Source organism: Pseudoalteromonas sp. SWXJ133 (assembly GCF_015864365.1).
Taxonomy (GTDB): domain Bacteria; phylum Pseudomonadota; class Gammaproteobacteria; order Enterobacterales; family Alteromonadaceae; genus Pseudoalteromonas; species Pseudoalteromonas arctica.
The window spans coordinates 1-1,218 of record NZ_JADYXJ010000052.1 but is presented as its reverse complement, the minus strand read 5'-3'; the positions used below and the strand labels follow the sequence as shown (position 1 = coordinate 1,218).

At 51.4% G+C, this 1,218-nt stretch carries 1 rRNA gene; it reads right to left on the bottom strand.

Features of this window, described 5'->3' with window-relative positions:
* Nucleotides 1–47: 47 nt before the first annotated feature.
* A 23S ribosomal RNA gene (locus I6F40_RS19570) occupies nt 48–1,218 on the bottom strand; the annotation flags it as partial.

Sequence of the window (1,218 nt, the reverse complement as noted above, 5' to 3'; positions counted from 1 at the left end):
ATATTAACTTCTGTCTAAACTGTCGCATAAAACGCGTTTGGCGTTGTATGGTTAAGCCTCACGGGTAATTAGTACAAGTTAGCTTAATGGCTCACACCACTTCCACATCTTGCCTATCAACGTTGTAGTCTTCAACGGCCCTTCAGAGACTTTAAAAGTCTAGTGAGAACTCATCTCGAGGCCTGCTTCGCGCTTAGATGCTTTCAGCGCTTATCAGTTCCGAACGTAGCTACCGGGCAATGCCATTGGCATGACAACCCGAACACCAGCGGTTCGTTCACTCCGGTCCTCTCGTACTAGGAGCAACCCCTCTCAATTCTCAAACGCCCACGGCAGATAGGGACCGAACTGTCTCACGACGTTCTAAACCCAGCTCGCGTACCACTTTAAATGGCGAACAGCCATACCCTTGGGACCGACTTCAGCCCCAGGATGTGATGAGCCGACATCGAGGTGCCAAACACCGCCGTCGATATGAACTCTTGGGCGGTATCAGCCTGTTATCCCCGGAGTACCTTTTATCCGTTGAGCGATGGCCCTTCCATTCAGAACCACCGGATCACTATGACCTACTTTCGTACCTGCTCGACGTGTCTGTCTCGCAGTTAAGCTGGCTTCTACCATTACACTAACCGTACGATGTCCGACCGTACTTAGCCAACCTTCGTGCTCCTCCGTTACTCTTTAGGAGGAGACCGCCCCAGTCAAACTACCCACCAGGCACTGTCCGTAACCCCGATTCAGGGGCCAACGTTAGAACATCAAAACTACAAGGGTGGTATTTCAAGGTTGACTCCACAACAACTAGCGTCGCTGCTTCAAAGTCTCCCACCTATCCTACACATGTAGGTTCAATGTTCAGTGCCAAGCTGTAGTAAAGGTTCACGGGGTCTTTCCGTCTAGCCGCGGGTACACAGCATCTTCACTGCGATTTCAATTTCACTGAGTCTCGGGTGGAGACAGCGTGGCCATGGTTACACCATTCGTGCAGGTCGGAACTTACCCGACAAGGAATTTCGCTACCTTAGGACCGTTATAGTTACGGCCGCCGTTTACCGGGGCTTCGATCAAGAGCTTCTCCCTAAGGATAACCCCATCAATTAACCTTCCGGCACCGGGCAGGTGTCACACCGTATACGTCATCTTGCGATTTTGCACAGTGCTGTGTTTTTAATAAACAGTCCCAGCCACCTGGTCACTGCGGCTCCCGTCCGCTTA